This is a genomic window from Paraburkholderia sp. BR13439, assembly GCF_040948805.1.
In the GTDB taxonomy this organism is placed as follows: Bacteria; Pseudomonadota; Gammaproteobacteria; order Burkholderiales; family Burkholderiaceae; genus Paraburkholderia; species Paraburkholderia youngii.
This window is the reverse complement of record NZ_JBFPKN010000011.1, coordinates 55,574-79,978: the sequence shown is the minus strand read 5'-3', so window position 1 is coordinate 79,978 and position 24,405 is coordinate 55,574. Positions and strand designations below refer to the sequence as shown.

Genomic DNA, 24,405 nt, shown 5'->3' with positions numbered 1-24,405 from the left:
TTCATTGCTGCTCCTGAACTCTTTCTAAGTCTTGGATCCCATGCGCGAGGATTTGCCTGCGCCGTCTCCGTGGGGCCGACCGACGCTTCAGACCGGGCCGAGTTGTCAATGCTCGGGAGGTATAATTTTGCGGGGCGTCTACGGTAACTGAAGGATAGTTGCACGCCGTTTGCATCGTCCAACACTGATTTAGTATCGCGGCGATACTTAGAAGGTATTTTTATGGAATTGCGCCACCTGCGCTACTTCGTGGCCGTTGCCGAGGAATGCAACTTCACCAAGGCCGCCAAACGTCTGCATATTGCGCAGCCGCCGCTGAGCCGGCAGATCCAGCAGCTCGAAGACACGCTCGGCGTGCAGCTGTTCGAGCGCAACTCGCGGCCGCTGAAGCTGACCGAGGCGGGCCGCTTTTTCTATTCGCACGCGGTGCAGCTGCTCGCGCAAACGACGGAAATCGAGGCGATGACGCGGCGCGTCGGCAAGATCGAGCGGAGTTTGTCCGTGGGCTTCGTCGGCTCGACGCTGTACGGCATGCTGCCGAAAATCATCCGGCGCTTTCGTACCGAGAACAGCACGGTCGAGCTGAGCCTGCACGAGATGTCGACGATGGATCAGATCAAGGCGCTCAAGGAAGGCCGCATCGACGTCGGCTTCGGCCGCATTCGTCACGAAGACCCGAGCATCCGGCGCGTCGTGCTGCGCGAAGAACGGATGATCGTCGCGCTGCCGCTCGGCCATCCGCTGGTCGACGCGAAGCCGGTGCTGTCAATGCACGACCTGACTAGCGAAACGCTGATCATCTTTCCGAAGGCGCCTCGGCCCAGTTACGCGGACCAGGTGCTGGCCGCGTTTCACGATCGCGGGCTGAAACCGCAGCGGCTCTACGAGACGCGCGAGTTGCAGATCGCACTCGGCCTCGTCGCCGCGGGCGAAGGCATCTCGATCGTGCCGGCGAGCGTTTACGGCTTGCAGCGCGGCGACATCGCCTATAAGGATCTCGACGATGAGAACCTCGTGTCGCCGATCATCATGAGCATGCGCATGCTCGACGAATCGGCCGACATCCAGCGCATGCAGGAACTGATCTACGCGCTGTACAACGAACAGCACATGACCTATCTACCGCCTTCGCATCAGTAGCGCGGATCGCGCGGTTCGCGGCCAGACGTCCATGCGGGCGTCGCCGTAACTAAGTTGTATGGACAAGCTCGTCGCAACGGTATAGACCGCGGGTATACGCGAAAATTCCGGCTGAGCCCGCGGCCTTTCAATCAGCCTGAAAAGCGTGTCTGCAAAGGCTTTTACTCCTATTCTCCGTCTCTCCTCCTAGGTACGCGTAAGCACTAACCCTGATTGCCGCTCATCGGCGGTACGGGATAATTTGTCTATACAAGATCGCACCTCGTTGCATCCCTCCCGGAGACTTTGATGAAGAAACTTGCCTTGTCCCTCGCCCTCGCCCTCGCTGCCACCGGCGCTTTCGCCAAAGATTGGTCCACAGTCCGCTTCGGCGTGGATGCGAGCTATGCGCCGTTCGAATCGAAAGCGACCGATGGCAAGCTGGTCGGCTTCGACGTCGATCTCGGCACCGAAATCTGCCGTCGTCTGAATGCGAAGTGCGTGTGGGTCGAGCAGGACTTCGACAGCATGATTCCGGCACTGAAGGCGAAGAAGTTCGACGGCGTGCTGTCGTCGATGTCGATGACGCCGAAACGTGCTGAACAGATCGCTTTCTCGTCGAAGCTGTTCAATACGCCGACACGACTCGTCGCGAAGAAGGGCTCGGGTATCGTGCCGACCGCCGACTCGCTGAAGGGCAAGACGGTGGGCGTCGAACAGGGCACGATCCAGGAAACCTACGCGAAGACCTATTGGGAGGCGAAGGGCGTAAAGGTCGTGCCGTACCAGAACCAGGACGCGGTCTACACCGACCTGCAGTCGGGCCGTCTGGACGCAGCGTTGCAAGACGCGGTGCAGGCTGACCAGGGCTTCCTGAAGATGCCGCGCGGCGCAGGCTTCGCCTTCGTCGGCCAGAACATCGACGATCCGAAGATCCTCGGCAACGGCGCGGGCATCGGCATGCGCAAGGAAGACGAAGATCTGAAGGTCAAGGTCGACAAGGCGATCGCCGACATGATCAAGGACGGCACGTACAAGAAGATCGAGCAGAAGTACTTCGACTTCGACGTGTACGGCGGCTAAGCCCGCGCGTAACACCACGAGCCCGCTCCACCCGATCGCCAGGCCCGCGCGCATGCGCGCGGTCCGCTCCTTCAACAAGGACACTCCCATGCTGTTTCAAGGCTTCGGTCCGCTGCTCCTCGCGGGCACGTGGGTAACCATCAAGCTCGCGGTGCTGTCGCTCGCGGCGTCGTTCGCGCTGGGACTTCTCGGCGCCGCCGCGAAGCTGTCGACCAACCGCGTGCTTTCGCGCATCGGCACGATGTACACGACGCTGATCCGCGCCGTGCCCGACCTCGTGCTGATGCTGCTGCTGTTCTACAGCATCCAGATCTGGCTCAATGAGCTGACCGACATGTTCAGCATGGAGCAGATCGACATCGATCCGTTTCTCGCCGGCGTGATCACGCTGGGCTTCATTTACGGCGCGTACTTCACCGAAACCTTCCGCGGCGCGTTTCTGTCGGTGCCGCGTGGGCAGATCGAAGCGGGCTTCGCGTACGGCATGAGCGCGCGCCGAGTGTTCACCCGCATTCTGTTCCCGCAGATGATGCGCTTCGCGCTGCCCGGCATCGGCAACAACTGGCAGGTGCTCGTGAAGGCCACCGCGCTCGTGTCGATCATCGGTCTCGCGGACGTCGTGAAGGCATCGCAGGACGCCGGCAAGAGCACCCAGTCGTTCTTCTTCTTCACGCTGGCGACCGGGGCCATCTACCTCGCCATCACCACCATTTCGAATCTGATATTGATCCGCCTCGAGAAGCGCTACTCGATCGGCGTACGGAGGGCCGCGCTGTGATCGAACTGATCCGTCAATACTGGCAGAACTACATTTTCACGGATGGCTTCAACTACACCGGCCTCGTCATCACGCTGTGGTTGCTGGTTGCATCGATCGTGCTGGGTTTCGTGCTGGCCGTGCCGCTCGCGATCGCCCGCGCGTCGCGCAACCGTTACATCTGCGGGCCCGTCTGGCTTTTCACCTACGTGTTTCGCGGCACGCCGTTGTACGTTCAACTGCTGCTGATCTACACGGGGCTCTACAGTCTGCATTTCGTCCACTCGCACGCGATGCTCGACAGCTTCTTTCGCAATGCGATGAACTGCACGCTGCTCGCATTCGCGCTGAACGAATGCGCGTACGCCACCGAGATCTTCGCGGGCGCGATCCGCGAGACCTCGCACGGTGAGATCGAGGCGGCCCAGGCTTACGGCATGTCGAAGTTCAAGCTGTATACGCGCATCATCCTGCCGTCGGCACTTCGCCGGGCCCTGCCCTCGTACAGCAACGAGGTGATTCTGATGCTGCACGCGACCACGCTCGCGTTCACGGCGACCATCCCCGACATTCTGAAAGTAGCGCGCGACGTCAACTCCGCGACCTACGCGACGTTCCAGGCGTACAGCATCGCGGCGATCCTGTATGCGGCGATCGTGTTCGCGCTGATCTGGGGCTTCCGCAAGATGGAAATCCGTTTGCTGGCTTATCTGAAACCGCAAGGGCATTAAAGCGCATTCGCGCCATGATGGAGCATACGAGCATGTACAAGCTGACAGTCGACGACCTGCACAAGAAGTTCGGCGACAACGAGGTATTGAAGGGCGTCTCGCTGAAGGCGAAGGCGGGCGACGTGATTAGCCTCATCGGGTCGAGCGGCTCCGGGAAAAGCACCTTCCTGCGGTGCATCAACTTTCTCGAATCGCCGTGCTCCGGGCGCATCACGCTAAACGGCGAGGAAATCAACACGAGCAGGGACCGCAACGGCTCGCTACGCGTGACCCATCCGAAGCAGTTGCAAACGATGCGCACGCGTTTGTCGATGGTGTTCCAGCATTTCAACTTGTGGGCGCATATGACGGTGCTCGAGAACATCATCGAGGCGCCGATCAGCGTGCTGGGATTGAGCCGCGCCGAAGCCGAGGAACGCGCTCGCAAGTATCTGACCAAGGTCGGTTTGCCGGCCAGCACGGAGAAAAAATATCCGTCGCATCTGTCGGGCGGTCAGCAGCAGCGCGTCGCGATTGCCCGCGCGCTCGCGATGGAGCCGGAAGTGATGCTGTTCGACGAACCGACTTCGGCGCTCGATCCCGAGCTCGTCGGCGAAGTGCTGCGGGTGATGCAGGCGCTCGCCGAAGAAGGCCGCACGATGATCGTCGTCACGCACGAAATGGGCTTTGCGCGCAACGTGTCGAATCATGTCGTGTTCCTGCACAAGGGCAAGATCGAGGAGCAAGGGCATCCGCATCAGGTGCTGACGAATCCGCGTAGCGAGCGGTTGCAGCAGTTTCTGGCGGGGCGGTTGAAGTAGCGGCGGCAGGGTATGGCGCGTGGTTCAGTCTCGTGCCTTAGCCCGAATCATCCGCAGAACGACTGCGCCACTCACCAGATTGCCCCCGCGTAGGAGAACTCGCGCAATCGCGCGTCGGGCGTGATCAGGGTGCCGCCAAGCGTCATCGCCGTGGATGCGATCAGCCGCTGATGCGACCTGAGCGTGGTGGGTAGCGCCGCGGCCTGGACGGCAATCGCCATATCCACCGGCACCACGCGCAGGCCCTCGACCGACGCCAAGATCGACAACCAGCGCCGTGTATCGACACACAGTTTGAGCCGGCCATCCTCGACGAATTCCGCTACCTCGAGGACGCTAATCATCGAAATGGCGATTTCGCCCGCATTCATTTCGCGGTCGATCGCCTTGCGAGCCGTGACGCTCAGCTTGTCGTGAGCGCTCAGCCACATGATCAGCGCAGCGGTATCGAGCACAATCATCGAGCCCTCGCCGATCGCGCAGTGCAATCAGGTGCCGGTTCGGGATCGAACGAGGCGATCCCGGATCGAAGCACGTCGAGCGGATTCGTGTGGCCAGCGGTGTAGCGTCGAATCTCGATGGTAGGTTTGCCGTGGTCGGTGACAACCACACTGCCCCCTAGTGTTTCCACTTGCCGGAACAGTTCGCAAGCCTTTGCCTTGAACAGCGCTTTTGAAATCTGTCGCTCCATTTTTTCTACCCATTTCAATGCGGGCAGTCAGGCCCGCAGCTAGTCTGCGCTCCGTTCACAGGTGCACCGTGTGTTCGCCGTCTCCCTCAGGCAAGACGAGGATCACGCCTGACTCGTGTGACCGCATCTCGAGGCCGCCGGCGTCGCGCAACGCCGGCCACTGCCGTAAGAGCAGCGGCAATCTCGCCTTGACGCCATGACTGCGAATCCGCAGGGTATGGTCGCCGCGCGTCACGCTCACGCTCGTCACCGCCGCACCGTTCGGGCCGCGCAACGTCACGCTCGCCGATTTGCCGGAATCCAGCTCGAACAGGTGCAGTTCGCTGCGCAACGCGTAGTCGTAATCGGGCCGCTGGTTCTCGGTCCCGATCGCGAGCAGCGTATTCGGCCGCACGTACAAAGGCAGGCTCAGAAAGCCGTGCCGCTCGCGCACCCACCTGCCGCCCTCGACCTGCGCGCCGGTGAACAGATGAGTCCAGCGCCCCGCCGGCAGCCAGAAGTCCACGTCGCCCGTGGCATTGAATACCGGCGCCACCAGCAGCGCGTCGCCGAGCAGATACTGGCGGTCCAGATGATCGCAGGTCGGGTCGTCGGGAAACTCCAGCAGCATCGCACGCAACACCGGCGTACCGTGATCGACGGCCTGTTGCGCGGCGTCGAACAGGTACGGCATCAGGCGCGACTTCCATTCGGTGAAATGGCGCACCACGTCCACCGCTTCTTCGTCGAACAGCCATGGAACGCGGTATGACTTGCTGCCGTGCAGGCGGCTGTGACTCGACAGCAGCCCGAATGCGCACCAGCGCTTGTAGACGTCGGCGGGCGCGGTGTGCTCGAAGCCGCCGATGTCGTGGCTCCAGAAGCCAAAGCCGCTCAGGCCGAGCGACAGGCCGCCGCGCAGGGTCTCGGCCATCGACTCGTAGGTCGCGCTGCAGTCGCCGCCCCAGTGCACGGGCAACTGCTGGCTGCCCACGGTCCCCGAGCGTGCGAACACCACCGCCTCGCCGTCGCCGCGCACCTCGCGCAACACGTCGAACACCACCTTGTTGTACAGGTAGCTGTAGTAGTTGTGCATCTTCTGCGGGTCGGAGCCGTCGTGATAGACCACGTCGGTCGGAATGCGCTCGCCGAAGTCCGTCTTGAAGCAGTCGACGCCCATCTCCAGCAGTCGCCGCAAGTGGCCCGCGTACCATTGCGCCGCGGCGGGGTTCGTGAAGTCGACGATGGCCTGGCCGGGCTGCCAGCGGTTCCACTGCCAGACGTCGCCGTTCGGCTTGCGCAGCAGGTAGCCCTTCGCGACGCCTTCGGCAAAGAGCGGCGACGGCTGCGCGATATACGGATTGATCCACAGACAGATCTTCAGTCCGCGCGCCTTCAGCCGCGCCAGCATGCCCTGCGGGTCCGGGAAGGTCTCGCGGTTCCACTCGAAATCGCACCAGTGGAAGGCCTTCATCCAGAAGCAGTCGAAATGGAACACGTGCAGCGGAATGCCGCGTTCGGCCATGCCGTCGATGAAGTGGTTCACCGTGGCTTCGTCGTAGTTCGTCGTGAAGGACGTGGTGAGCCACAGGCCGAACGACCACGCGGGCGGCAGCACCGGCCGCCCGGTCAGCTGCGTGAAACATTCGAGCACGGCTTTCGGAGTGGGACCGTCGATCACGTAGTATTCGAGCCGCTCTCCGGCGACGCTGAACTGCACCTTCGCGACCTTCTCGCTCGCCACTTCGAACGACACGTTCTCCGGGTGATTCACCAGCACGCCGTAGCCGCGATTGGTCAGATAGAACGGCACGTTCTTGTACGCCTGGTCGGTGCCGGTGCCGCCGTCGCGGTTCCAGCTCTCCACGACCTGGCCGTTCTTCACGAATGCGGTGAAGCGTTCGCCGAGGCCATAGACGTTTTCGCCGACGCCCAGATCGAGCCGGTCGAACATGAACGCGGCGCCGTGCTGGTTTGCATCGTGGACCTGGCCGCTCGCGCGAAAGCCACTGCCGGTGATGCGCTCGCCGTCACGCAGGAAATCGACCGACCAGTCGCCCGACTTGACGACGCGCACCGTCAGCGAGCCGCTGGTGAGGCTCGCCTCGGTCTCGGTGTTGCGGGTTACGACGGCCCCGGGCTCGCGGTTGAGCGCGAAATGCGGGCCGCGGTCGAGCGCGCCGGAAAAGTGCTCGATGCGCACACCAATCACGCCGCTTTGCGGCGCAAAGAAGCGCCATGTAAAGAGCCCGGTATCGAGCTGCCGTTCGCGGTTCGATACATCGCGCGGCGCCACGCGCACGTGCAGTTCGTCGCCGACGATCTCCACGCTGTGCGGTGCGGCCGAATACGACACGTTCAGGCCGTCGCGGATCAACCAGTTGCCATCGCTGATTTTCATTTATACGTTCTCGAAGGGTATTCGTTGCCCGTTCCGCTCGATCGCGGAACGCTTGCTGCTCGCCTACAGCGCACGCTCGCTTTTGCGGTCGAAAACGTGGACGTGCTCGCTCGCGATGTCGAGACCAAAAGCCTCGCCGCTTTCGATCGCGCATACCCCGGCTTGCGCAACCAGCACGGGCGCCGCAACGCCGTCGAGCTTCACCGTGATGAAGCTCATCGAACCGGTGGACTCCACCACGTCGACTACGCCACGCAGGCCTCCAGCGCCGCGCTGCAGACGCAGATGCTCGGGGCGCAGGCCGATCCATACTTCGGTGCCCGCCGGCAGCGAGCGGCCCAGCGCGAGCGTCTGCCCGCTCGCGCCGCCGAAATGCGCGCTGTGTCCGTCGGGACCGACTACGGCCTCGATGAAATTCATCGCCGGGGACCCGATGAAGCCCGCGACGAACCGGTTGGCCGGCCGGTGATACAGCGCCAGCGGCGCGCCTTGTTGCTCGACTTGTCCCGCGCGCAGCACGACGACGTGATCGGCCATCGTCATCGCCTCGATCTGGTCGTGCGTGACGTATACCGAGGTCGCACCGAGACGTTGATGCAGCTTGCGGATCTCCGTGCGCATGTGCACGCGCAGCGCCGCATCGAGATTCGACAGTGGTTCGTCGAACAGAAACACCTTCGGATTGCGCACGATGGCACGGCCCATTGCCACGCGTTGGCGCTGTCCGCCCGACAGCTGGCGCGGCATGCGCGCGAGCAGATGGTCCAGCCCCAGCGTACGGGACACGCTGTCGATGCTTTCCCGGATCGCATGTGGCGCCGCGCGTCGCAGTCGCATCGAGTAGGACATGTTCTTTTCGATGTTCATGTGCGGGTAGAGCGCATAGCTTTGAAACACCATCGCGACATCGCGCTTGCGCGGCGGCACGTCGTTGACGACCTGGCCGTCGATGCGCAGCGTGCCGCCCGTGATCTGCTCGAGGCCGGCGATGGTACGCAACAAGGTGGATTTGCCGCAACCCGATGGCCCGACCAGCACGACGAAGCACCCTTGCGGCACACTGATGTCGATGTCCTTCAAAATCTGGACGGACCCGTAGCTCTTGCTCAGGCGCTCGATCTGTATGCGATCCACAGCGATTCTCCGACCGGCTCGCGCCGGCAAAAAAAGAGGTATGCGTTACTTGAGCGCGCCGGCGGTCAGGCCAGCAACGATCCTGCGTTGCAGCAGCATGAAGACGACGAGGATTGGCGTAACGAAGATCGCCGAGTACGTCATGATGCCGATCCAGTCGACCCTGGTTGCGCCGACGAAGGCGGACAGGCCCACCGTGGCGGTTTGGTAACGGTCATCGAGAATCAGTGAACGGGCGTAGACGTATTCGCCGAACGATTGCAGAAACACGAGGATCGCCGAGACCAGAATGCCGTTGACCGCAAGCGGCAGAATCACGCTAAAAAATGCCCGCATCGGCGACGCACCATCGACGAGCGCCGCATCGCGCATCTCACGCGGAACCTGCACGAAGCTCGGGCGGCACAGCACGATATAAAACGGCAGCGTTTTCGTGATCTGCGCGAGCACGACCGCGAAGCGAGGAGTATCGAGCAGACCGAGGCTTTTGAAGGCCGTGAAGATCGGCGTCACCATCAGGCTCGACGGCAGTGCCTGCAACACCAGCACCGTGAAGATCGCGAGGCTGGTCCAGCGGTTCTGCACGAACGCCAACGCATAGGCACCGCCCGTGCCGAGCAGCACCGTCACCGCCACGGTGCCGCACGCGGTCACGAACGAGTTCCACAGGAAGTTGCCCATGCCGCTGTCGCTGAACACCCGCCACAGATGCGACTGCGGATGCTGCGGCCAGAACGTGGGCGGGAAGTGGAACATCTCGCCCGCGCTCTTGAACGCCGTGATGTACATCCAGTACAGCGGGAACAGATAGACCGCGGTCACGCACAGCGCGATGACGAACAGCACGTAGCGCTTCATGTCAGACCATCCTTTCGTTGCGCGTCGAGCGCACGTAGATCACCGCGACGATCAGCACGAGCACCAGCATCATCGTGGCGACCGCGGAGCCCGCCGAGACTTCGAATGTCTGCAGCGACAACTGCCACGACCAGAACTGCGCGACCTGCGACGAGTTGGCCGGACCGCCCTGCGTGAGCGCCGCGATCAGGTCGAACTGCTGCATCGTCATGATTGCGCCTAGCGCGATCACCGCGCCCAGCGTCGCTTTCATCATCGGCAGCGTGATGCCGGTGAAACGTTGCAGCGCGTTCGCGCCGTCGAGTTCGGCCGCTTCGTACAGGTCCGCCGGAATCGCCGCGAGCCCGACCGACAGCAGCAGCATGTTGAACGGCACGCCGAGCCAGACGTTGGCTGCGATCACGGCATACAGTGACCAGCGAGGATCGGACAGCCAGAAGATCTTTTCGTCGAGCACGTGCATTTGCATCAGCACATGGTTGAGCACACCGCAGTCGCCGGCGAAGATCAGCTTCCAGATCACGCCGACCACCAGCCCCGGCATGATCCATCCGGCGAGAAACAGGCCGCGCATCAGGCTCGCGAACGGGAAGTCCTGCGCAAACAGCAGCGCCAGCAAGAAGCCGATCGACACCTGGAAGGTCAGCGACAGTCCGGCGAACAGCACCGTGTTCACGGCTACCTGATGCATCTCCGGACGGCTGAACACATCGCGGTAATTCGCGAGTCCGACGAACGGACGCAGCAACGTGGCAGGCGCCATCAGATCGACCTGCTGAAACGACAGCACGATGTTGTAGATCAGCGGCAGCCCGGCAAAGACCAGCAGATACAGCAGCGCGAACACCGCCAGCGAGATCTCGAAGGCGTGAGCGCGCGGAATGCGGCTCAAGACCCCGGGGGCCTGGTCGGACGGGGCACGGCGTGACAGTGTGTTCATGGCGTTCATCGCTCGAAGACGGGACAGCGTCCGAGGGCGGTCGGCGCCGGACGCCCGGCGCACGGCCACCTCGATCGGGTCCTTCGCAATGCCTAGTTCTGGACTTCCTGCACGGTCTTTGCCGCTGCCGCCATCGCCTGTTGCGGCGTGGCCTGATGCGTGATCACGGATTGGATCGCATCGGAGATCGCCTTCGAAATTTTCGGCCACTGCGGGTTCGGTCCGCGCGGACGGGCGTACTGCATCTGCTCGTTGAAGACCTGATACGCCTGCGGCCATTTCGGGCTCTGCGTATCGGTGTCTTTCGACGGCGGCTGCATGCCGAAGTCGTTCCAGTTCCGGTCGGGCTGCGCGTACATGTATTCGAGGAACTGGAAGGCCGTATCCGGGTTCTTCGCACCGCGCAAGATCGCGTGATTCTGTTCGCCCAGCGCCGATGCGCGCGGGCCGCCCGCCTTCTCGACCGGCAGCAGCGCGACGCCCCACTTGAACTTGGCGCCCTTGTCGACGGCGCTCAGCTCCCACGGACCGTCGATGTCGATCGCGGCATTGCCGTTGATGAACGTGGCGGCCGCCTCCGACTGGCTATGCGTGAGCGTGTCCTGCGACGCGACCTTGTTGTCCAGCAGCTTTTGCCAGAAGGCCGCCGCCCGAGCCGCGCCCGGATCGTTCAAACGGTTCCAGTCGGCGCCCGCCGCCTGAACGAACGGCAGGAACTGGAACACGCCCTCTTCGGTGTTGATCGCAGAAAACGCCAGCCCGTACACGCCCTTCTTCGCGTCGGTCAGCTTCTGCGCGTCGGTGTACAGCTCGTCCCACGTCTGCGGCGGGTGCTCGGGATCGAGTCCCGCGGCCTTGAACATGTCCTTGTTGTAGTACATGGCCAGCGTGTTCGTGCCGCGCGGAATCGCATACACCTTGCTGTTCCAGGTGGCATTCTTCAGCGGCCCGGGGAAGATCGTCTTCGCGTCGATTACCTTCGACTTCGCGAGGTATGGCCCGAGATCGAGCAGCGCATTCTTCGAAGCGAACATCGCCGTGTTCGGGTTGTCGATCGGCACGACGTCCGGCATGTTGCCGGACATCACGGCGCGCATGGTTTCGTCGTTGAGCGCAGCGAAGCCCACCTTGCGGATCTGCAGATGGACATCGGGATGCAGCTTCGCGAATTCCTGCGCCATCTTCGCGGTGTAATCGTCGGGCTCGTCCACGGCCCAGACCGACAGCGACGCCGCATGCAACGGCGCGCAGGAAAGCGAGAATGCCAGACCGATCGCCGCGGATGCGGCAAGTAGCTTCTTCATGCTGTCTCCGTTTTTGCGCGCCGCGACCGCGCTTTGTCTAGGTTTCTTCTTCGTCGGGCTGTGCGGCAGCCGTCTCGTTCGGTGGGCGCAGCAGCACGATCGTTCGCGCCGTTGCGACCGGAGTTCCGGAAACGTTTCCGGAACCGCTTGAATGATCGTCCGGGCGGGAGGTGTCGTCAAGCAGCCCACGAAAATCGCAACTGCATTTGGCGCAAACCACAATGCGCGCCGGCGCGGCGAGGACCATGTGGCACGCAGCTCGCGATGCGTGCGGGCCGATTGCTATCTGGCTGCCGGGGACGCAGCGTCGTCGTTGTCGCGCAGGGTCAACGGCCACAGCACCGGCTCGCGCTCGGCGCGATAGGTGTCGGCAAGGTCAGGAAGCTGGGCGAGCAGCGCTCGTGCGAGGCGCTGGCCCAGTCCGCGGGCATCCAGCGTAAACCCGCTCAAAGGCGGCGCGAGGTATTCCGACACCTCGCCGGCCAGCACCCCGGCCGAAATCGCCAGATCGCGGCCCGGCATCTGGCCCACTTCGTGAAGCTTCCGATAGGCGCCGATCGCCATGCAGTCGCTCTGGAACATCAGCGCGTCCGGCGCGTCGTCGAGAGCGAGCAGCGCCTCGGTCGCCAGATACCCGCCGCGCTCGGACAGCCTGTTGCGCTGCACGTATCCCGCGGGCACTTCGAGCCCGTGCTTCTTCATCGCCTTCTTCCATGCACGCAAATAGATGTGCGCCTGCATGGCGTCGCCGTCGGGGACCGCCAGCGCGATGCGCCTATGTCCCCCTGCCACGAGTCGAGCGACACCCGCGGCAGCGGCCGCTTCGAAGTCGAGATCGATCCACGTGTGCTCGCCGCCCGACTCGCTGCGGCCCAACGCGACGAATGGAAAATTACGACTCGCGACATAGTCGAGCCGCTCGTCGTGCCGCCGCGTGCCGGCGAGAATCACGCCGTCCACCTGGCGGCGATCGACGATGCGCCGCAGTCGCGCGAACTCGTCGTCCCAGGACTCGCTCGAGTACATGACGAGGTCCATGCCATGCTGCGACAGAACCGATTGCAATCCGTCGGCCAGCCTCATGAAGATGCCGAGGGTGTAGGTCTCTTCTTCACGTCGCACCGGTAGCATCAGGCCGACGATGTCCAGGCGGCCCCGGCGCAGACTCGCCGCGGACTTGCTGGGTGCGTAGCCGAGTTCGAGTGCCGCGGCGCGGACGCGTTCGCGTGTCTTGGCGCTGACCTCGTCGGCGTCGTTCAGGGCGCGCGAAACGGTCGAAATGGACAGCTTGAGCTCTCTGGCTAATTCCCGAATATCCATGCGCCTGTCTATCGATGAAGGAAATCTGCCCGGGCTGGCGGAGCGAGCCCGATGCGGGAGGCCATAACGGTACGTCACTGGAGGGCTGCTGTCGAGACTCGGGTTGCGCGGGGGAATGGTCGGTCCCGGGCTTCAAATCTACATGCGGCGACAGGTGCGAGCCAACGAACGCCCGCATACTCGAAAAGGAGCTTTTGGACAGGTCGCGCAGCGCGCCTCCTGCAAGACTCAATATGAGGTTTTTTAAGATGGCGTCCTGTTGCACAATCGGGCCTCCTCGACTGACTGTGAGGCGCGATGACTTCACTTTCCCTCGGTTCCTTCCGTGAGGTCCGTGAAAGGCGGCACGGACATTTCTTCTCGATCAGTCTTTACAGATCGTTCAACCTTCACATCGAGTCTCCGTGGCTGTTCGACGTCGACCGGTGGTTCCATTTTGCATTGCCGGCGAGCGTGCCCCGCGAAGCACGCGACGACATTGTGCAGGGCATGGAGGAAGCGCGCGCAGCATGGCTGCGATATAGCCCATCCATGCTGCTGTCACTCCAGTCGTACGAGTTGCGCGATATGCTCGGCCGGAGTGGCAACCGCTTTCATATGTACAGGATGAGAGACCATGAGGTTGCCAAAGCCCTGTACAACGAAGTGAAGGACGGTAGTCTGATCTTCGTCCCTGAGCGCGACGAGATGCGCAAGTGCGTGCAGGCGATACGAGAGCAGCGAGAAAAGGCCTCACAGTCCGACCCCGCGCGCGCGCAGCAACCGGACCGCGCGGACATGCCAAGGTCGCTCTATGGCAACGGACCGCGCCTGCCGCAGAACCTCGGCAATGCACAGCCGTTAGACTATCAGCCCAATATGCCGGATGGTGACGGGGTGCAGGTCGCGGGTAGCGAAGGTGCGCCGCGCAACGATCAGGCGCAAAACGGGCAGTTCAAGGCCGTTGTCAGAGCGTTGGGTCTGAATAAAGATCAAGCCCAGCGACTTCATCGAGAAACCAGTAGACAGGGCTTCGGCTATCACGAGATGCTAGAGCGCGGGCGGGAAATGTTCGGAGATGGTGATGACTGATATTAAAGCAGAAATTACGAAGCGGCTTGCCGTGCTTGTTGGGCTCGAGGTGAGTTGGGTCAGTCATGCGGGAGACATGCTCACCATGCAGTTTGGTCCCCAAAGGCGGTATACGCTCGGGGGCGAAGAGCACGAGGATGGAGCGTGGGCGCTCCACGTGCAATGTGCCTGGCAGATCAAGCGAGATGGATTAACCGTAGCAACACGGGAAGATCTGCGCGGCTCTGATGAAAAAGCGCACGACACGGCCAGGCGCTTGCACGAAATGCTCGTAACGCAAGAGCCTTTCAAGTGCGCGGACGCATCGGCAGACGACGCGGGCGGCATCGTCGTTTTGTTCTCGCGAGGTTATCGCCTTGTGGTGATTCCAGACGGAATCGAAGATGACGAGGACTGGCGCCTTTTCGCGCCCAGCGTCGATGAGAAGCACTTCGTGATCGAGGGTGGCAAGGTCGATCCCTGGTCGTTGTCGTGACGGCGCGATGTTATCGAGCGAAGTCGCGTCGGCTACGGATTCAACACCACCCACGCGTCCCCATCGACCGCAATCTTCACCGCATCGAGGCTCGCCCCCGGTGACCGAGGCTAGTGAAAAGCCTGTCCACGCGCAGCGTCCCCGCAAGGCTTGATCCGGGGTTTTTTGGGATGGCGTCCTGTTGCACAATCGGGCCTCCTCGACTGACTGTGAGGCGCGATGACTTCACTTTCCCTCGGTTCCTTCCGTGAGGTCCGTGAAAGGCGGCACGGACATTTCTTCTCGATCAGTCTTTACAGATCGTTCAACCTTCACATCGAGTCTCCGTGGCTGTTCGACGTCGACCGGTGGTTCCATTTTGCATTGCCGGCGAGCGTGCCCCGCGAGTCGCACGACGACATTGTGCAGGGCAATGGACGAAGCGCGCGCAGCGTGGCTGCGATATAGCCCATCCATGCTGCTGTCACTCCAGTCGTACGAGTTGCGCGATATGCTCGGCCGGAGTGGCAACCGCTTTCATATGTACAGGATGAGAGACCATGAGGTTGCCAAAGCCCTGTACAACGAAGTGAAGGACGGTAGTCTGATCTTCGTCCCTGAGCGGGACGAGATACGCAAGTGCGTGCAGGCGATACGAGAGCAGCGGGAAGATGCTTCCCGGTCAGACTCTGAGCGCACTCGGCTACCGAACGACGCGGACATGCTAAGGTCGATCGACGGAAAAATCCCGCGCCGCGCCGCACAATCTTGGCAACGCAAAGCCTTTCGGGTATACAAGGGACGCGCTAAGCGACGACGTGCAAAAGATTTCGGCGCGCGGAGTGAGTGAATTTCACGAGGCCGAATGCTTCGCGGAGTACGAGCGAAATCTTGACGAATGCAATCTCTACAAGCGAATGACGAACGCTGCCTATACTTTCATCGCATGCAAGCAAAACGCTTTCACACTCTATAACCAGTGCCGAGGATACTAAGCATGGTCGGCCCAAAATCGTTTGTTGTTTCCTATAACCCGGAATTGCAGCAATTCGAAGTATTCTCGGTGAAGGATGAGGACCTTGCCCCGCTAAGGAGCAAAAATGTTGTCGCACCGTGGCGCCTCGAAGACATTCCTGGCGAGGAATTGACAGAGAACATCGCAAGCCGACTCGGAGCGACAGCACTCGGCATCCTCTCGATATATCACGCCGAAGTGAAACAACGTTTGCGCGTGAAGCCGGATCAGTTCCCTTTTCCCTAAGCCGTTCGCCTAATAGCGCCTATTCTGACGTGGGAACGAAAGACCGTGCAGTTATCACTTTTTATGACGATGCAACACAAACGGTGAAGACTTGTGTTGTTCTTCGCGACCGGGTGCAAAGTGCAATGGATAGAGTTGTAGTACATGCCACCGAGCCGGAAAATCCTGGTGCGCCAGGAACAGATGAGCACGCCAGGCTTCTCGGTGGAACGTCACTTCTCATTATCGAGCGAAGTCGCATCGACTACGGATTCAACACCACCCACCCGTCGCCATCGACCACAATCTTCACCGCATCGAGGCTCGCCCCCGCGCACGGCCCCTCGATACAGCGTCCATCTTCGAAGCGAAACAACGCGCTGTGATGCGCGCACATCAACACCTGCGAGCGATAGCACAGCACATCGCCGGGTTCGAAATCGAGCGGCACAGAAAAATGCGGACAGCGGTTCGCGTAAGCCCACACCTGCTCGCCCCGCCGCACCACCACGACAGGCACGCCGGCGGCCGTTGCATCGACGACCCGCGCGCCGCCATCGGGCACGTCGGCGAGCGGACATAGCGGCGTTTCGTTCATCGCTCAGACTCTCCGTTCCGGGTTGCCGAGGCTCCAGTCCCACGGGCGAATCTCCACGCAATCGAACAATCCCGCCTGCATGTACGGATCGTTGCTGACGAACTCCATCACGTCGTCGATACGCTCCGCTTCGACGACCAGCAACGTGCCATTCATCGCATCGCATTGCGGCGCGAGCGTCGGACCACCAAGGCGCACGAGCACGCCGCGATGGGTACCGCCGCGCAGCCACGTGCGATGCACCGGACGCACCCGTTCGCGCACTTCGCGCATGCCGGGCTTGTCGGTCGCGAATACCGCGAAAAAACGTGCCATCGCCATCAGCTCCGATCGAGGATGAAGTCGTAGCGCGCTTCGCGGAACGGTCCATCGAAACCGAAGCGGCGCGCGAGTTCGTGATCCGCGGGGCACTCGCGGTAATCGACCATCAGCGACGGCTTCACGCCGAACACCGCGTCCGAACCCAGATAAGGGTCTTCGCGGTCGAACACATGCGTGACGAGCGTACGATACCCCGGCGCGTCGATCATGAAGTGCAGATGCGCGGGTCGCCACGGATGCCGTCCGGTCGCTTCGAGCATGCGGCCGACCGGGCCGTCGGTCGGAATCGGATAGCTGACCGGGACGATCGTCGAAATCGCGTAGCGGCCTTCGGCGTCGGTACGAAAACGTCCACGCAGATTGCCGTGCGGCTGCTCCGTGTCCTGCCCCGAGTACATGCCGTTCCCGGCGGTCTGCCAGACGTCGAGCACCGCGTTGGCAAGCGGCTCGCCGTCCGTCGACAGCACGCGTCCGTGCACGAGCGCGGGTGTGCCGGGCGTGAACGCGATGTTCTCGCCATACGCGCGCTCGGGCATGCCGCGAATGTAGAACGGGCCAAATACAGTAGTGTCGGTGGCGCCCGTCGCCAGACGATGGTTGATCGCGTCGACCAGCATCGATACGCCGAGCGTATCCGACAGCAGGATGAATTCCTGGCGCACGAGGTCGTCGCACATCTTGCCGGTGTCGGTCAGAAAGCGAATAGCCGACATCCATTCGGCCTCGGTCGGCTCGACTTCGCGCACGAATGCATGCATGTGCCGCACGAGGCTTTGCATCAGCGTGCGCAGCCGATCGTCGGGTGTGCCGGCGAAGCTTGCTACCACCTGCTCGGTCAGGGCCTGCTCGGCCTCTTTGCTGTCTGTCGACATGTCTTCCTCCATCGATTGATCTGGCGGCGCCGCGTTGCCCGGCGCTCAGACGGGTTCGGCACCCTGCCACGCCCGTTGCAGCAGCACGCGGATCGCATCGCGTTCCACGGGACGCGGGTTCGCATACGGATTCTTGCACGCGAGATCGGCCGCTTCGTCGAGTCCCTGCTCGGGCATGCCGATCTGCGCGAGCGCCAGCGGAACGCCGAGCGCGCGATTCAGTTCGAACAGCAGCGGACCCGCGTCGGCCTCGCGCTTGCCGCCGAGCGCGCGCGCGACGCGCGCGAGCGCATCGGGCGCGGCGCCGTGGTTGTAGTGTGCCGTATGCGGCAGCATCGCCGCATGGGTTTGCGCATGCGGCAGGTTGAACGTGCCACCCAGCGTATGACAAAGCTTGTGATGCAGGGCCATGCCGACCGCGCCCAGACAGGTGCCCGCAAGCCACGCGCCGTACAGCGCGCTGCTGCGCGCGGCGGCATCGTCCGGTGCTCGCACGATCGTGGGCAGCGCTTCGCCGAGCGCGCGGATCGCTTCCTCGGCCATCAGGCTGATCACCGGATTCGCGTCCTCGGCATACAGCGCTTCGACCGCGTGCGCCATCGCGTTGATGCCCGACGCGGCGGAAATGCCCGCCGGCAACGACAAAGTCAGCGACGGATCGTAGATCACCGTGCGCGGCAGCACGCGCATATCGCGGCCCGTGCGCTTCAGACGCCCTTCGGTGAGCCCGTAGATCGGCGTCATCTCGGAGCCCGCATACGTGGTGGGCACGGCGATGATCGGCAGCGACGATTCGAGCGCGATCGCCTTGCCGAGGCCGACCGTCGAACCACCGCCCACCGCGACGCAGCAGTCGCCATCGAGCGCGGCGGCCGCATCGCGCGCCGCGCGAGCGACTTCGATCGGCACGTGCATCACGGCTTGCGCATGCACACCCGCCGCGCGCTTGCCGAGCACCTCCGCGACCCGCTCGGCCAGCGCGTGCTGCTCGGATGTCGCCAGGATCAGCGCGCGCTTGGCCCCTAGCCGCTCGACCTCCGCGGGCAGCGTCGCGAGCCCGCCCCATTCGAACACCACACGCGACGGCGTGCCCTGATAGACGAAGCGCTCCATGCGGCCCTCAGCGTTTGAAATGCGGCGGCACGTTGCCGTCGACGTTGACCCACACCGAGCGCGCTTCCGTATAGTCGTGCATCGCCTCGAAGCCCATCTCGCGGCCATAGCCAGACTGTCCGACGCCGCCGAACGGGCTGCCCGGATTGACGCGCTTATAGCAGTTGACCCAGCACATGCCCGCATGGATTCTCGCGGCCATCGCATGCGCGCGCGACAGATCGCGCGTCCACAGCCCGCTGCCGAGTCCGTAGTCGGTGCCGTTGGCGATCGCGAGCGCTTCGTCGTCGGTACGGAAACGGAGCACCGTGACGAACGGGCCGAACACTTCCTCCTGTGCGACGCGGTCGTTCGGACTCGCAGCCTCGACGACGGTCGGGCGCACGTAGTAGCCGTTCGCAAGTGACGCATCGCTCGGCGCGCTGCCACCGGTCAGTACGCGACCGCCCTGCTGGCGCGCGATGTCGACGAACGCGAGCACCCGTTCCTGATGCTGCTTCGACGTGAGCGGCCCCATCTCGGTGTCGCCATCGAGCGGATCGCCGAGCCGGATCGACGACGCCAGCGACACGAAACGTTCGAGGAACCGATCGGCGATGCGCTCGTGCAGGATCAGCCGCGAGCCCGCGATGCACGCCTGGCCCTGGTTGTGGAAGATCGCCCACGCGGCGCCGTTGATCGCGGCGTCGAGGTTCGCGTCGTCGAACACGATGTTCGCGCCCTTGCCGCCGAGTTCGAGCTGCACACGCTTCAGGTTGCCCTGCGAGGCCTCGACGATGCGCCGCCCGGTCGCGGTCGATCCGGTGAACGCGATCTTGCCGACACCCGGATGCTCGGCGAGCCACTGCCCCGCCGTATGACCATAGCCCGCGACGATGTTGACGACGCCCTCGGGAAAACCGACCTCGGCCATCAGCTCGACGATGCGCAGCGTGGACAGCGGCGTGATCTCCGACGGCTTCAGCACGACCGTGTTGCCGGCCGCGAGCGCCGGACCCATCTTCCAGCTCGTGAACATGAGCGGGAAATTCCACGGCACGATCTGTCCGACCACGCCGATCGGCGCGCGCTGCACGTAGTTCAGAAAGCCCGCTTCGACCGGAATCACCGAGCCTTGCAGCTTGTCGGCCATGCCGCCGAAGTAGCGAAAGCATGCCGCCGTGCGTGGCACGTCGAGCGAGCGCGAATCGCGGATCGGGTGGCCGGTGTCCAGCGATTCGAGTTGCGCGAGTTCGTCGGCGTTGGCCTCGATCGCGTCGGCGAGCTTCAGCAGCAGACGGCCGCGTTCGGCCGCGGGCAGCGCGGCCCACTTCGGGAACGCGCGCGCGGCGGCATCGACGGCCAGATCGACATCGGCGGCGGTGGCCGCGGCGATCTGTGTGATCAGCGAGCCGTCGTGCGGATTGAGCACGTCGATCGTGCCGCCTTCGACGGCGTCCGTGAAGCGGCCGTCGATGAACAGTTGGGTTTGCATGAATGGTCCTCGGTGAATGCGGGCGCGGGGCTCTTCAATCGAGCGTTCAGAAATCGACGGGGTACGGCTTCAGCTCGCCGCTTTCGTAACGCTTCGGCAAATTCGGCGTCGCGTTCTCCCACACGAGCAGCATCGAGCGCTTGGTCGAATAACCCTGATGGCGGATATCGGCCGGCATCGCGCAGATGTCGCCCGCACGCATCGTGATCCGCGCGCGCGGTGCGCCGGTGTTCTTGTCGCCGATGTCCCAGACGATCTCATCGGACAGTTGCAGGAACCACTCGACGCGATCGTTGCCGTGAAACACCGGCAGGATGTATTCCTCGGTGGTCGGGCAGAACAGGCTCTGGCCGCACACCGACGTGACCGACGGATTCCAGGTAACGTCCGAGCGCGATAGATACTTGAACAGGTTGAACGCGTGCAGCTGGCCCTCGAAGCCGGGCTCGACATGCACCTCCGGATCGTCCTGCGTGACGTCGGCGAACGCGCGGTTCACCGGCAGATCGTCGCGCAGCGGCGAGTCGCCTTCGAGGCCCGGCATGCGGCGCGTCGCGATGCGCGTGCGCTCGATCGCGGCATCGTTGTCGCCATGCTTGCGGCCGAACGCGGTGCCGGTTTCCTCGGGTGCCGCGAACGGGTCGAAGCCTTCGTTGGTCCAGTCGTGCAGGATCGCCTTGAAGGTCGCCATGATCGTCGGCGTCTCGAAGGTCTCCATGTAATCGACACCCGCGTCCTTCATGATGCCGTTGAACGAACCCGCATACACGTCGACCTTGCCGTAGTGATTGCGCGTGCCGAACACGTGATCGAAATTGACCCAGCCGTAGAAGAAGCCCCAGGCGACGTCGCGCATCATCGCGCGCAGGAACGCATCGGCCGGCACCGCGTGGGTGCGGGTCTGGCCTTTCGCGGGCCAGTTGATCTTGACGAAGTACTCGTCGCGCAGGAATTCGAACGCGCCGAGCGTAAAGCGGCGATACCCGGTGACCGCGTCGGGTTCGCTGGCGCGCACGGTGTCGGCGGCGAACCCGGCCGGGTGATCGAGGGTTTCGAGGGATGCCATGTTTTGTCTCCTATGTCGACCAGAGTTGGCGCTTTAGCGCTTACTCTGGTCCCATGCAACGTAGTTGCGGGGTGGGTGCATGTTCTGCGTATCAGTGCAGGCAGATGTCGGCCCACTTCTCCACCGACAGTTCGCCGAGCATCGTTTGCACGAGTGCGACGCCAGGTTTCTGCGCGGTGAAGCGATATGCGCAGCCGGCCGGCAGCAATGCCTGATGACCGCGACGCAGCACCACGTAACCCATCGCGCGGCCGGCGGGTTGCGCGCCCGCTGCGACGGTGCCCGTGCCGCTCTTCGGCGGGTTGCCGAGCTTGATGAAATCGATGCGTACTTCGCCGTCCATCAGGATCGCGAACTCGTCGTGCGCGCAGGCGAACCATTGCGATTGGCCTTCGGTGCGCAGCGCCTCGATCACGTAGTCGAGGTTCTTGCCGACCACGACCTTCTCGTAGGGCGCCGACTCGGAAGCGACTTCGAAGATGTTGGAAAACACGTAATGGCGCGCTTCGCCGCTCGTGATTTCGATTTCGCCTTTGCGATAGCCGTCGAGCGAGCCAAAGACGGTGTGGAATGACGACTCGGTCATTGCTGTCTCCTAGTTGGAAGCGGGTGTCGTTTGATTCAACTTTAGAAGCGCAACAGGATGGCCACAACCGGCGATCGGGCGATTACAGCATTCGGACTTTGCAAATAATCGCCGCGTGAATAGCCTTACGTCACCCAGCCACGCTCGATCAGCGGCCGGTCCCACGCGGGCTCGGGACCCAGGTACTCGGCCAGAAACTCGACCAGCGCTTTCACCTTGAGCGCCTGTCGTTGGGTCGCCGGATACACGGCCGCGAAGTTCAGCGGCGACAGCGTGTAGCCGGTCAGAATCGGCACCAGCGAACCATCGAGCAGCGCGGCGCTCGCGACCAGCGTCGGCAGACAGACGACGCCGCCGCCAGTCAGCGCATAGTCGCGCAGCAGATGCACCGAGTTCGAACGGATCATGCCCGGCAGCTCCATTTCGACTACCTCATCACCGTGCGTCATGGTCCAGCGATTGCGCGACGGGTAGCCCGAATAAAGCGCGGTGGTGTGTTCCAGCAACTCGCGCGGATGCTGCGGCGCGCCATGCTCCTTCACATACGCGGGCGTCGCGCAGAACAGACGCCGCACTTTGAACAGCCGTCGCTCGATCAGCGATTCGGCGATCGGCGGAAAGATCTGAAAGGCGACGTCGAAGCCCTCTTCGATCGGATCGACCACCCGGTCGTTGACGATCACATCGAGCTGGATGCCGGGATAGCGTCGGTTGAATTCCGCAAGCGGCGCGCCGAAGTGGCCGAGCGCGAAACCCGGCAGCATCTGGATGCGCAAGCGGCCGGTCGGTGTCGCGCGCAACTCGCGCATCTGGTCGGTCAGTTCGTTGACACGCCCGACCACCTCTGCGCATTCGCGATAGAACGCCTCGCCCACTTCGGACAGGCGTACGACCCGGGTGCTGCGATGAAAGAGCGGCGCGTTGACGAACTTCTCCAGCTGCTGGATGCGCGTCGTGATCACCGAACTCGTCACGCCCAACTGCCGCGCCGCCTCGGCGAAGCTGCTCGTCTCGGCCACGCGTACGAAGGCCTCGATGCTCAGAAAACGATCCATGCTGGGTCCTTGTCCACTCGTCCAGCCTGTCAGTGTATCTGGGCTGGGGCGCGTGAACGCGCCGCCCAGTCGGCGACAACGGCCTCGTTGTCGAGCGCTGTGCCGACCGGTTGCAGCGCATCATTCCGGTTGCTCGCTGGCCGGCAGGTCGAGCGACGGCGCAAGCCGGTGACGACGCACTCGGGCCGGCGCGGTTTCCTCGAGCAGCAGGCTCACGCCGATACCGAGCAGCACCGCGCAGATCGGCAGCCACAGGATGTTCTGAATGCCGAAGTGCGTCGCGACGAAGCCCGCCAATGCCGGCGCGATGCCGCCACCAAAAATCTCGCCCGCGCCGACGACGATGCCGATCGACGTCGAGATCATGCCGATCGGCGCAGCTTCGGTCGCAACCGGACCGGACAGCAGCGACACGAGTCCGAGCGTGAAGAACGACGCGACGAACAGCACCGCGAACAGCTGCACCGGCTGCGCACCGAGTCCGCGGAACAGGTACAGCATCACCGCGGTGCCGGCGAAGCCGACGATGCTTGCCACGCGCCGCCCGGTCAGATCCGACAGCCCCGGCAAACCGAACTGTCCGATAAAGCCGCCAAAGCCGATCGCCGAGACGACGACGCCCATGCGCTGCGTGTCGAGCGACAGATACTCGGTCAGGTACAGCGGCAGCATCGCGCCGAGCACGAACACGCCGGTCATCGCGCAGAAAAGCGCGGCCATCGCGATCGGGATGTTGCGGCTCTTCAGCACGTCGCGCCAATTGCCGCGTTCGGCCGGGCAGGCGGGCCGCTTTGGCCTAGCTTGCGGCGCGGCTTTCGGTTCGCGAATCACGAAGAACATCAGCACGCCGAGAATCAGCCCGGGCACCGACACCAGCGCGAACACCCAGCGCCACGTGACCACGCTGAGCAGCTGCGTCGCGATGATCGGCGACAGCGCGAGGCCGAACAGCGCGAAGCCGCTTTGCTGCAGGCCGAGATTGAAACCGCGGCGCTTCGGATGCGACGCATCGGCGGTCGCGGCGAAGCTGGTCGGGCAGAACGAGCCTTCGGCGACGCCCATCAATGCGCGCACCGCGAGCAGGCTCATCAGGCCGCCGGCAAGTCCGGAGAAACCGGAAAGCAGCGAAAACGCCAGAATCGCCGGGATCAGCACCTTGCGGCGCCCGATCTTGTCGGAGATGCCGCCCATCAGCGCCGCGAAAATGCCCCAAGACAAGCCGAGGATGCCGATGCAGTTGCCGACGTCCTGCGCGGTCAGATGCAGGTCCTTCATGATGGCCGGAAAGAGCGGCGCGATCAGCCAGCGGTCGAGTCCCACGAGGCCGAAGCCGAGGGCCAGCAGCACGACGGCCTTCCATTCGTAGGCCACGTCCCAATCGTTCGATTTCATCTGTGTCTCCATGTCTCCGTGGTCCGGCCGCTTGGCGCGCGCACGG

Annotated in this window: 25 protein-coding genes; 8 read left to right on the top strand and 17 right to left on the bottom strand. The window is 63.2% G+C overall.

The window, feature by feature from the left end; translation table 11 throughout:
• The first annotated feature begins 222 nt into the window (after positions 1–222).
• The 5 genes from AB3X96_RS21925 (at position 223) to AB3X96_RS21905 (ending at position 4,490) form a co-directional block, all read left to right on the top strand.
• Positions 223–1,140, top strand: a complete 918-nt coding sequence (locus AB3X96_RS21925; protein WP_368591358.1) for a LysR family transcriptional regulator — start codon at positions 223–225, stop codon at positions 1,138–1,140.
• Between the two features lie 288 nt (positions 1,141–1,428).
• Complete coding sequence (locus AB3X96_RS21920) at positions 1,429–2,202, top strand: ABC transporter substrate-binding protein (protein ID WP_368591357.1); 774 nt, start codon at positions 1,429–1,431, stop codon at positions 2,200–2,202.
• Between the two features lie 88 nt (positions 2,203–2,290).
• A complete protein-coding gene (locus AB3X96_RS21915; RefSeq protein ID WP_368591356.1) occupies positions 2,291–2,980 on the top strand; it encodes an ABC transporter permease in 690 nt (229 codons plus the stop codon).
• On the top strand, positions 2,977–3,690 hold the full coding sequence (locus AB3X96_RS21910; RefSeq protein WP_368591355.1) for an ABC transporter permease: 714 nt from the start codon (positions 2,977–2,979) through the stop codon (positions 3,688–3,690). The genes AB3X96_RS21915 and AB3X96_RS21910 overlap by 4 nt, the downstream gene beginning before the upstream one ends.
• Before the next feature lie 32 nt (positions 3,691–3,722).
• On the top strand, positions 3,723–4,490 hold the full coding sequence (locus AB3X96_RS21905) for an ABC transporter ATP-binding protein (RefSeq protein WP_368591354.1): 768 nt from the start codon (positions 3,723–3,725) through the stop codon (positions 4,488–4,490).
• 71 nt (positions 4,491–4,561) lie between these two features.
• Here AB3X96_RS21905 and AB3X96_RS21900 read toward each other — a convergent pair whose 3' ends face one another.
• The 8 genes from AB3X96_RS21900 to AB3X96_RS21865 form a co-directional block, all read right to left on the bottom strand.
• Positions 4,562–4,951 (bottom strand): type II toxin-antitoxin system VapC family toxin, encoded by a 390-nt coding sequence (locus AB3X96_RS21900; RefSeq protein ID WP_368591353.1) that lies wholly within the window; start codon positions 4,949–4,951, stop codon positions 4,562–4,564.
• Complete coding sequence (locus tag AB3X96_RS21895) at positions 4,948–5,181, bottom strand: type II toxin-antitoxin system Phd/YefM family antitoxin (protein ID WP_217910250.1); 234 nt, start codon at positions 5,179–5,181, stop codon at positions 4,948–4,950. The genes AB3X96_RS21900 and AB3X96_RS21895 overlap by 4 nt, the downstream gene beginning before the upstream one ends.
• A 55-nt stretch (positions 5,182–5,236) precedes the next feature.
• Complete coding sequence (gene yicI / locus AB3X96_RS21890) at positions 5,237–7,561, bottom strand: alpha-xylosidase (protein WP_368591352.1); 2,325 nt, start codon at positions 7,559–7,561, stop codon at positions 5,237–5,239.
• A gap of 63 nt (positions 7,562–7,624) precedes the next feature.
• Positions 7,625–8,695, bottom strand: a complete 1,071-nt coding sequence (locus AB3X96_RS21885) for an ABC transporter ATP-binding protein (protein WP_368591351.1) — start codon at positions 8,693–8,695, stop codon at positions 7,625–7,627.
• Positions 8,696–8,740: 45 nt separating this feature from the next.
• Positions 8,741–9,553 carry a carbohydrate ABC transporter permease gene (locus AB3X96_RS21880; protein ID WP_368591350.1) on the bottom strand — a complete coding sequence of 271 codons (813 nt, stop codon included), beginning with the start codon at positions 9,551–9,553 and terminating at the stop codon, positions 8,741–8,743.
• Position 9,554: 1 nt separating this feature from the next.
• Positions 9,555–10,493: a carbohydrate ABC transporter permease gene (locus tag AB3X96_RS21875; RefSeq protein ID WP_368591349.1), complete on the bottom strand. Its 939-nt coding sequence runs from the start codon at positions 10,491–10,493 to the stop codon at positions 9,555–9,557.
• A gap of 92 nt (positions 10,494–10,585) precedes the next feature.
• The gene (locus tag AB3X96_RS21870; protein ID WP_368591348.1) at positions 10,586–11,797 is read right to left on the bottom strand and encodes a sugar ABC transporter substrate-binding protein; all 1,212 of its coding nucleotides are present in this window, start codon (positions 11,795–11,797) and stop codon (positions 10,586–10,588) included.
• A gap of 282 nt (positions 11,798–12,079) precedes the next feature.
• Positions 12,080–13,117, bottom strand: coding sequence for a substrate-binding domain-containing protein (locus AB3X96_RS21865; protein WP_368591347.1), 1,038 nt, complete (start codon positions 13,115–13,117; stop codon positions 12,080–12,082).
• A 297-nt stretch (positions 13,118–13,414) separates the two neighbouring features.
• Here AB3X96_RS21865 and AB3X96_RS21860 point away from each other — a divergent pair, with 297 nt between their 5' ends.
• The 3 genes from AB3X96_RS21860 (at position 13,415) to AB3X96_RS21850 (ending at position 15,903) form a co-directional block, all read left to right on the top strand.
• Complete coding sequence (locus AB3X96_RS21860; protein ID WP_368591346.1) at positions 13,415–14,188, top strand: hypothetical protein; 774 nt, start codon at positions 13,415–13,417, stop codon at positions 14,186–14,188.
• Positions 14,181–14,663: a hypothetical protein gene (locus AB3X96_RS21855; RefSeq protein ID WP_176121453.1), complete on the top strand. Its 483-nt coding sequence runs from the start codon at positions 14,181–14,183 to the stop codon at positions 14,661–14,663. Before AB3X96_RS21860 ends, AB3X96_RS21855 begins: the two co-directional genes overlap by 8 nt.
• A 976-nt stretch (positions 14,664–15,639) precedes the next feature.
• Positions 15,640–15,903, top strand: coding sequence for a hypothetical protein (locus AB3X96_RS21850; protein ID WP_368591345.1), 264 nt, complete (start codon positions 15,640–15,642; stop codon positions 15,901–15,903).
• Between the two features lie 244 nt (positions 15,904–16,147).
• On the opposite strand, the gene AB3X96_RS21845 is transcribed toward AB3X96_RS21850, so the two are convergent.
• From AB3X96_RS21845 to AB3X96_RS21805, 9 genes are all read right to left on the bottom strand, one after another.
• On the bottom strand, positions 16,148–16,480 hold the full coding sequence (locus AB3X96_RS21845; RefSeq protein WP_368591344.1) for a Rieske (2Fe-2S) protein: 333 nt from the start codon (positions 16,478–16,480) through the stop codon (positions 16,148–16,150).
• A 3-nt stretch (positions 16,481–16,483) separates the two neighbouring features.
• Positions 16,484–16,795, bottom strand: coding sequence for a YciI family protein (locus tag AB3X96_RS21840; RefSeq protein WP_176111488.1), 312 nt, complete (start codon positions 16,793–16,795; stop codon positions 16,484–16,486).
• Positions 16,796–16,800: 5 nt separating this feature from the next.
• Complete coding sequence (locus AB3X96_RS21835; protein ID WP_368591343.1) at positions 16,801–17,673, bottom strand: intradiol ring-cleavage dioxygenase; 873 nt, start codon at positions 17,671–17,673, stop codon at positions 16,801–16,803.
• 45 nt (positions 17,674–17,718) lie between these two features.
• A complete protein-coding gene (locus tag AB3X96_RS21830; protein WP_368591342.1) occupies positions 17,719–18,786 on the bottom strand; it encodes a maleylacetate reductase in 1,068 nt (355 codons plus the stop codon).
• Positions 18,787–18,793: 7 nt separating this feature from the next.
• The gene (locus tag AB3X96_RS21825; RefSeq protein WP_368591341.1) at positions 18,794–20,260 is read right to left on the bottom strand and encodes an aldehyde dehydrogenase family protein; all 1,467 of its coding nucleotides are present in this window, start codon (positions 20,258–20,260) and stop codon (positions 18,794–18,796) included.
• A gap of 46 nt (positions 20,261–20,306) precedes the next feature.
• A complete protein-coding gene (locus tag AB3X96_RS21820) occupies positions 20,307–21,326 on the bottom strand; it encodes a hydroxyquinol 1,2-dioxygenase (protein ID WP_368591340.1) in 1,020 nt (339 codons plus the stop codon).
• Positions 21,327–21,417: 91 nt separating this feature from the next.
• On the bottom strand, positions 21,418–21,912 hold the full coding sequence (locus AB3X96_RS21815; RefSeq protein ID WP_368591339.1) for a hydroxyquinol 1,2-dioxygenase: 495 nt from the start codon (positions 21,910–21,912) through the stop codon (positions 21,418–21,420).
• 125 nt (positions 21,913–22,037) lie between these two features.
• Positions 22,038–22,967, bottom strand: a complete 930-nt coding sequence (locus tag AB3X96_RS21810) for a LysR substrate-binding domain-containing protein (RefSeq protein ID WP_368591338.1) — start codon at positions 22,965–22,967, stop codon at positions 22,038–22,040.
• 120 nt (positions 22,968–23,087) lie between these two features.
• Positions 23,088–24,359, bottom strand: coding sequence for an MFS transporter (locus AB3X96_RS21805; RefSeq protein WP_368591337.1), 1,272 nt, complete (start codon positions 24,357–24,359; stop codon positions 23,088–23,090).
• Positions 24,360–24,405 lie beyond the last annotated feature (46 nt).

Excerpts from the sequence above, each read along its gene's own strand:
- AB3X96_RS21870 (WP_368591348.1), bottom strand. The coding sequence starts at position 11,797 with ATGAAGAAGCTACTTGCCGCATCCGCGGCGATCGGTCTGGCATTCTCG.
- AB3X96_RS21915 (WP_368591356.1), top strand. The coding sequence starts at position 2,291 with ATGCTGTTTCAAGGCTTCGGTCCGCTGCTCCTCGCGGGCACGTGGGTA.
- AB3X96_RS21880 (WP_368591350.1), bottom strand. The coding sequence starts at position 9,553 with ATGAAGCGCTACGTGCTGTTCGTCATCGCGCTGTGCGTGACCGCGGTC.
- AB3X96_RS21815 (WP_368591339.1), bottom strand. The coding sequence starts at position 21,912 with ATGACCGAGTCGTCATTCCACACCGTCTTTGGCTCGCTCGACGGCTAT.
- yicI (WP_368591352.1), bottom strand. The coding sequence starts at position 7,561 with ATGAAAATCAGCGATGGCAACTGGTTGATCCGCGACGGCCTGAACGTG.
- AB3X96_RS21875 (WP_368591349.1), bottom strand. The coding sequence starts at position 10,493 with ATGAACACACTGTCACGCCGTGCCCCGTCCGACCAGGCCCCCGGGGTC.
- AB3X96_RS21810 (WP_368591338.1), bottom strand. The coding sequence starts at position 22,967 with ATGGATCGTTTTCTGAGCATCGAGGCCTTCGTACGCGTGGCCGAGACG.
- AB3X96_RS21835 (WP_368591343.1), bottom strand. The coding sequence starts at position 17,673 with ATGTCGACAGACAGCAAAGAGGCCGAGCAGGCCCTGACCGAGCAGGTG.
- AB3X96_RS21905 (WP_368591354.1), top strand. The coding sequence starts at position 3,723 with ATGTACAAGCTGACAGTCGACGACCTGCACAAGAAGTTCGGCGACAAC.
- AB3X96_RS21920 (WP_368591357.1), top strand. The coding sequence starts at position 1,429 with ATGAAGAAACTTGCCTTGTCCCTCGCCCTCGCCCTCGCTGCCACCGGC.
- AB3X96_RS21865 (WP_368591347.1), bottom strand. The coding sequence starts at position 13,117 with ATGGATATTCGGGAATTAGCCAGAGAGCTCAAGCTGTCCATTTCGACC.
- AB3X96_RS21925 (WP_368591358.1), top strand. The coding sequence starts at position 223 with ATGGAATTGCGCCACCTGCGCTACTTCGTGGCCGTTGCCGAGGAATGC.
- AB3X96_RS21840 (WP_176111488.1), bottom strand. The coding sequence starts at position 16,795 with ATGGCACGTTTTTTCGCGGTATTCGCGACCGACAAGCCCGGCATGCGC.
- AB3X96_RS21825 (WP_368591341.1), bottom strand. The coding sequence starts at position 20,260 with ATGCAAACCCAACTGTTCATCGACGGCCGCTTCACGGACGCCGTCGAA.
- AB3X96_RS21895 (WP_217910250.1), bottom strand. The coding sequence starts at position 5,181 with ATGGAGCGACAGATTTCAAAAGCGCTGTTCAAGGCAAAGGCTTGCGAA.
- AB3X96_RS21850 (WP_368591345.1), top strand. The coding sequence starts at position 15,640 with ATGGTCGGCCCAAAATCGTTTGTTGTTTCCTATAACCCGGAATTGCAG.
- AB3X96_RS21805 (WP_368591337.1), bottom strand. The coding sequence starts at position 24,359 with ATGAAATCGAACGATTGGGACGTGGCCTACGAATGGAAGGCCGTCGTG.
- AB3X96_RS21860 (WP_368591346.1), top strand. The coding sequence starts at position 13,415 with ATGACTTCACTTTCCCTCGGTTCCTTCCGTGAGGTCCGTGAAAGGCGG.
- AB3X96_RS21830 (WP_368591342.1), bottom strand. The coding sequence starts at position 18,786 with ATGGAGCGCTTCGTCTATCAGGGCACGCCGTCGCGTGTGGTGTTCGAA.
- AB3X96_RS21845 (WP_368591344.1), bottom strand. The coding sequence starts at position 16,480 with ATGAACGAAACGCCGCTATGTCCGCTCGCCGACGTGCCCGATGGCGGC.
- AB3X96_RS21855 (WP_176121453.1), top strand. The coding sequence starts at position 14,181 with ATGACTGATATTAAAGCAGAAATTACGAAGCGGCTTGCCGTGCTTGTT.
- AB3X96_RS21900 (WP_368591353.1), bottom strand. The coding sequence starts at position 4,951 with ATGATTGTGCTCGATACCGCTGCGCTGATCATGTGGCTGAGCGCTCAC.
- AB3X96_RS21820 (WP_368591340.1), bottom strand. The coding sequence starts at position 21,326 with ATGGCATCCCTCGAAACCCTCGATCACCCGGCCGGGTTCGCCGCCGAC.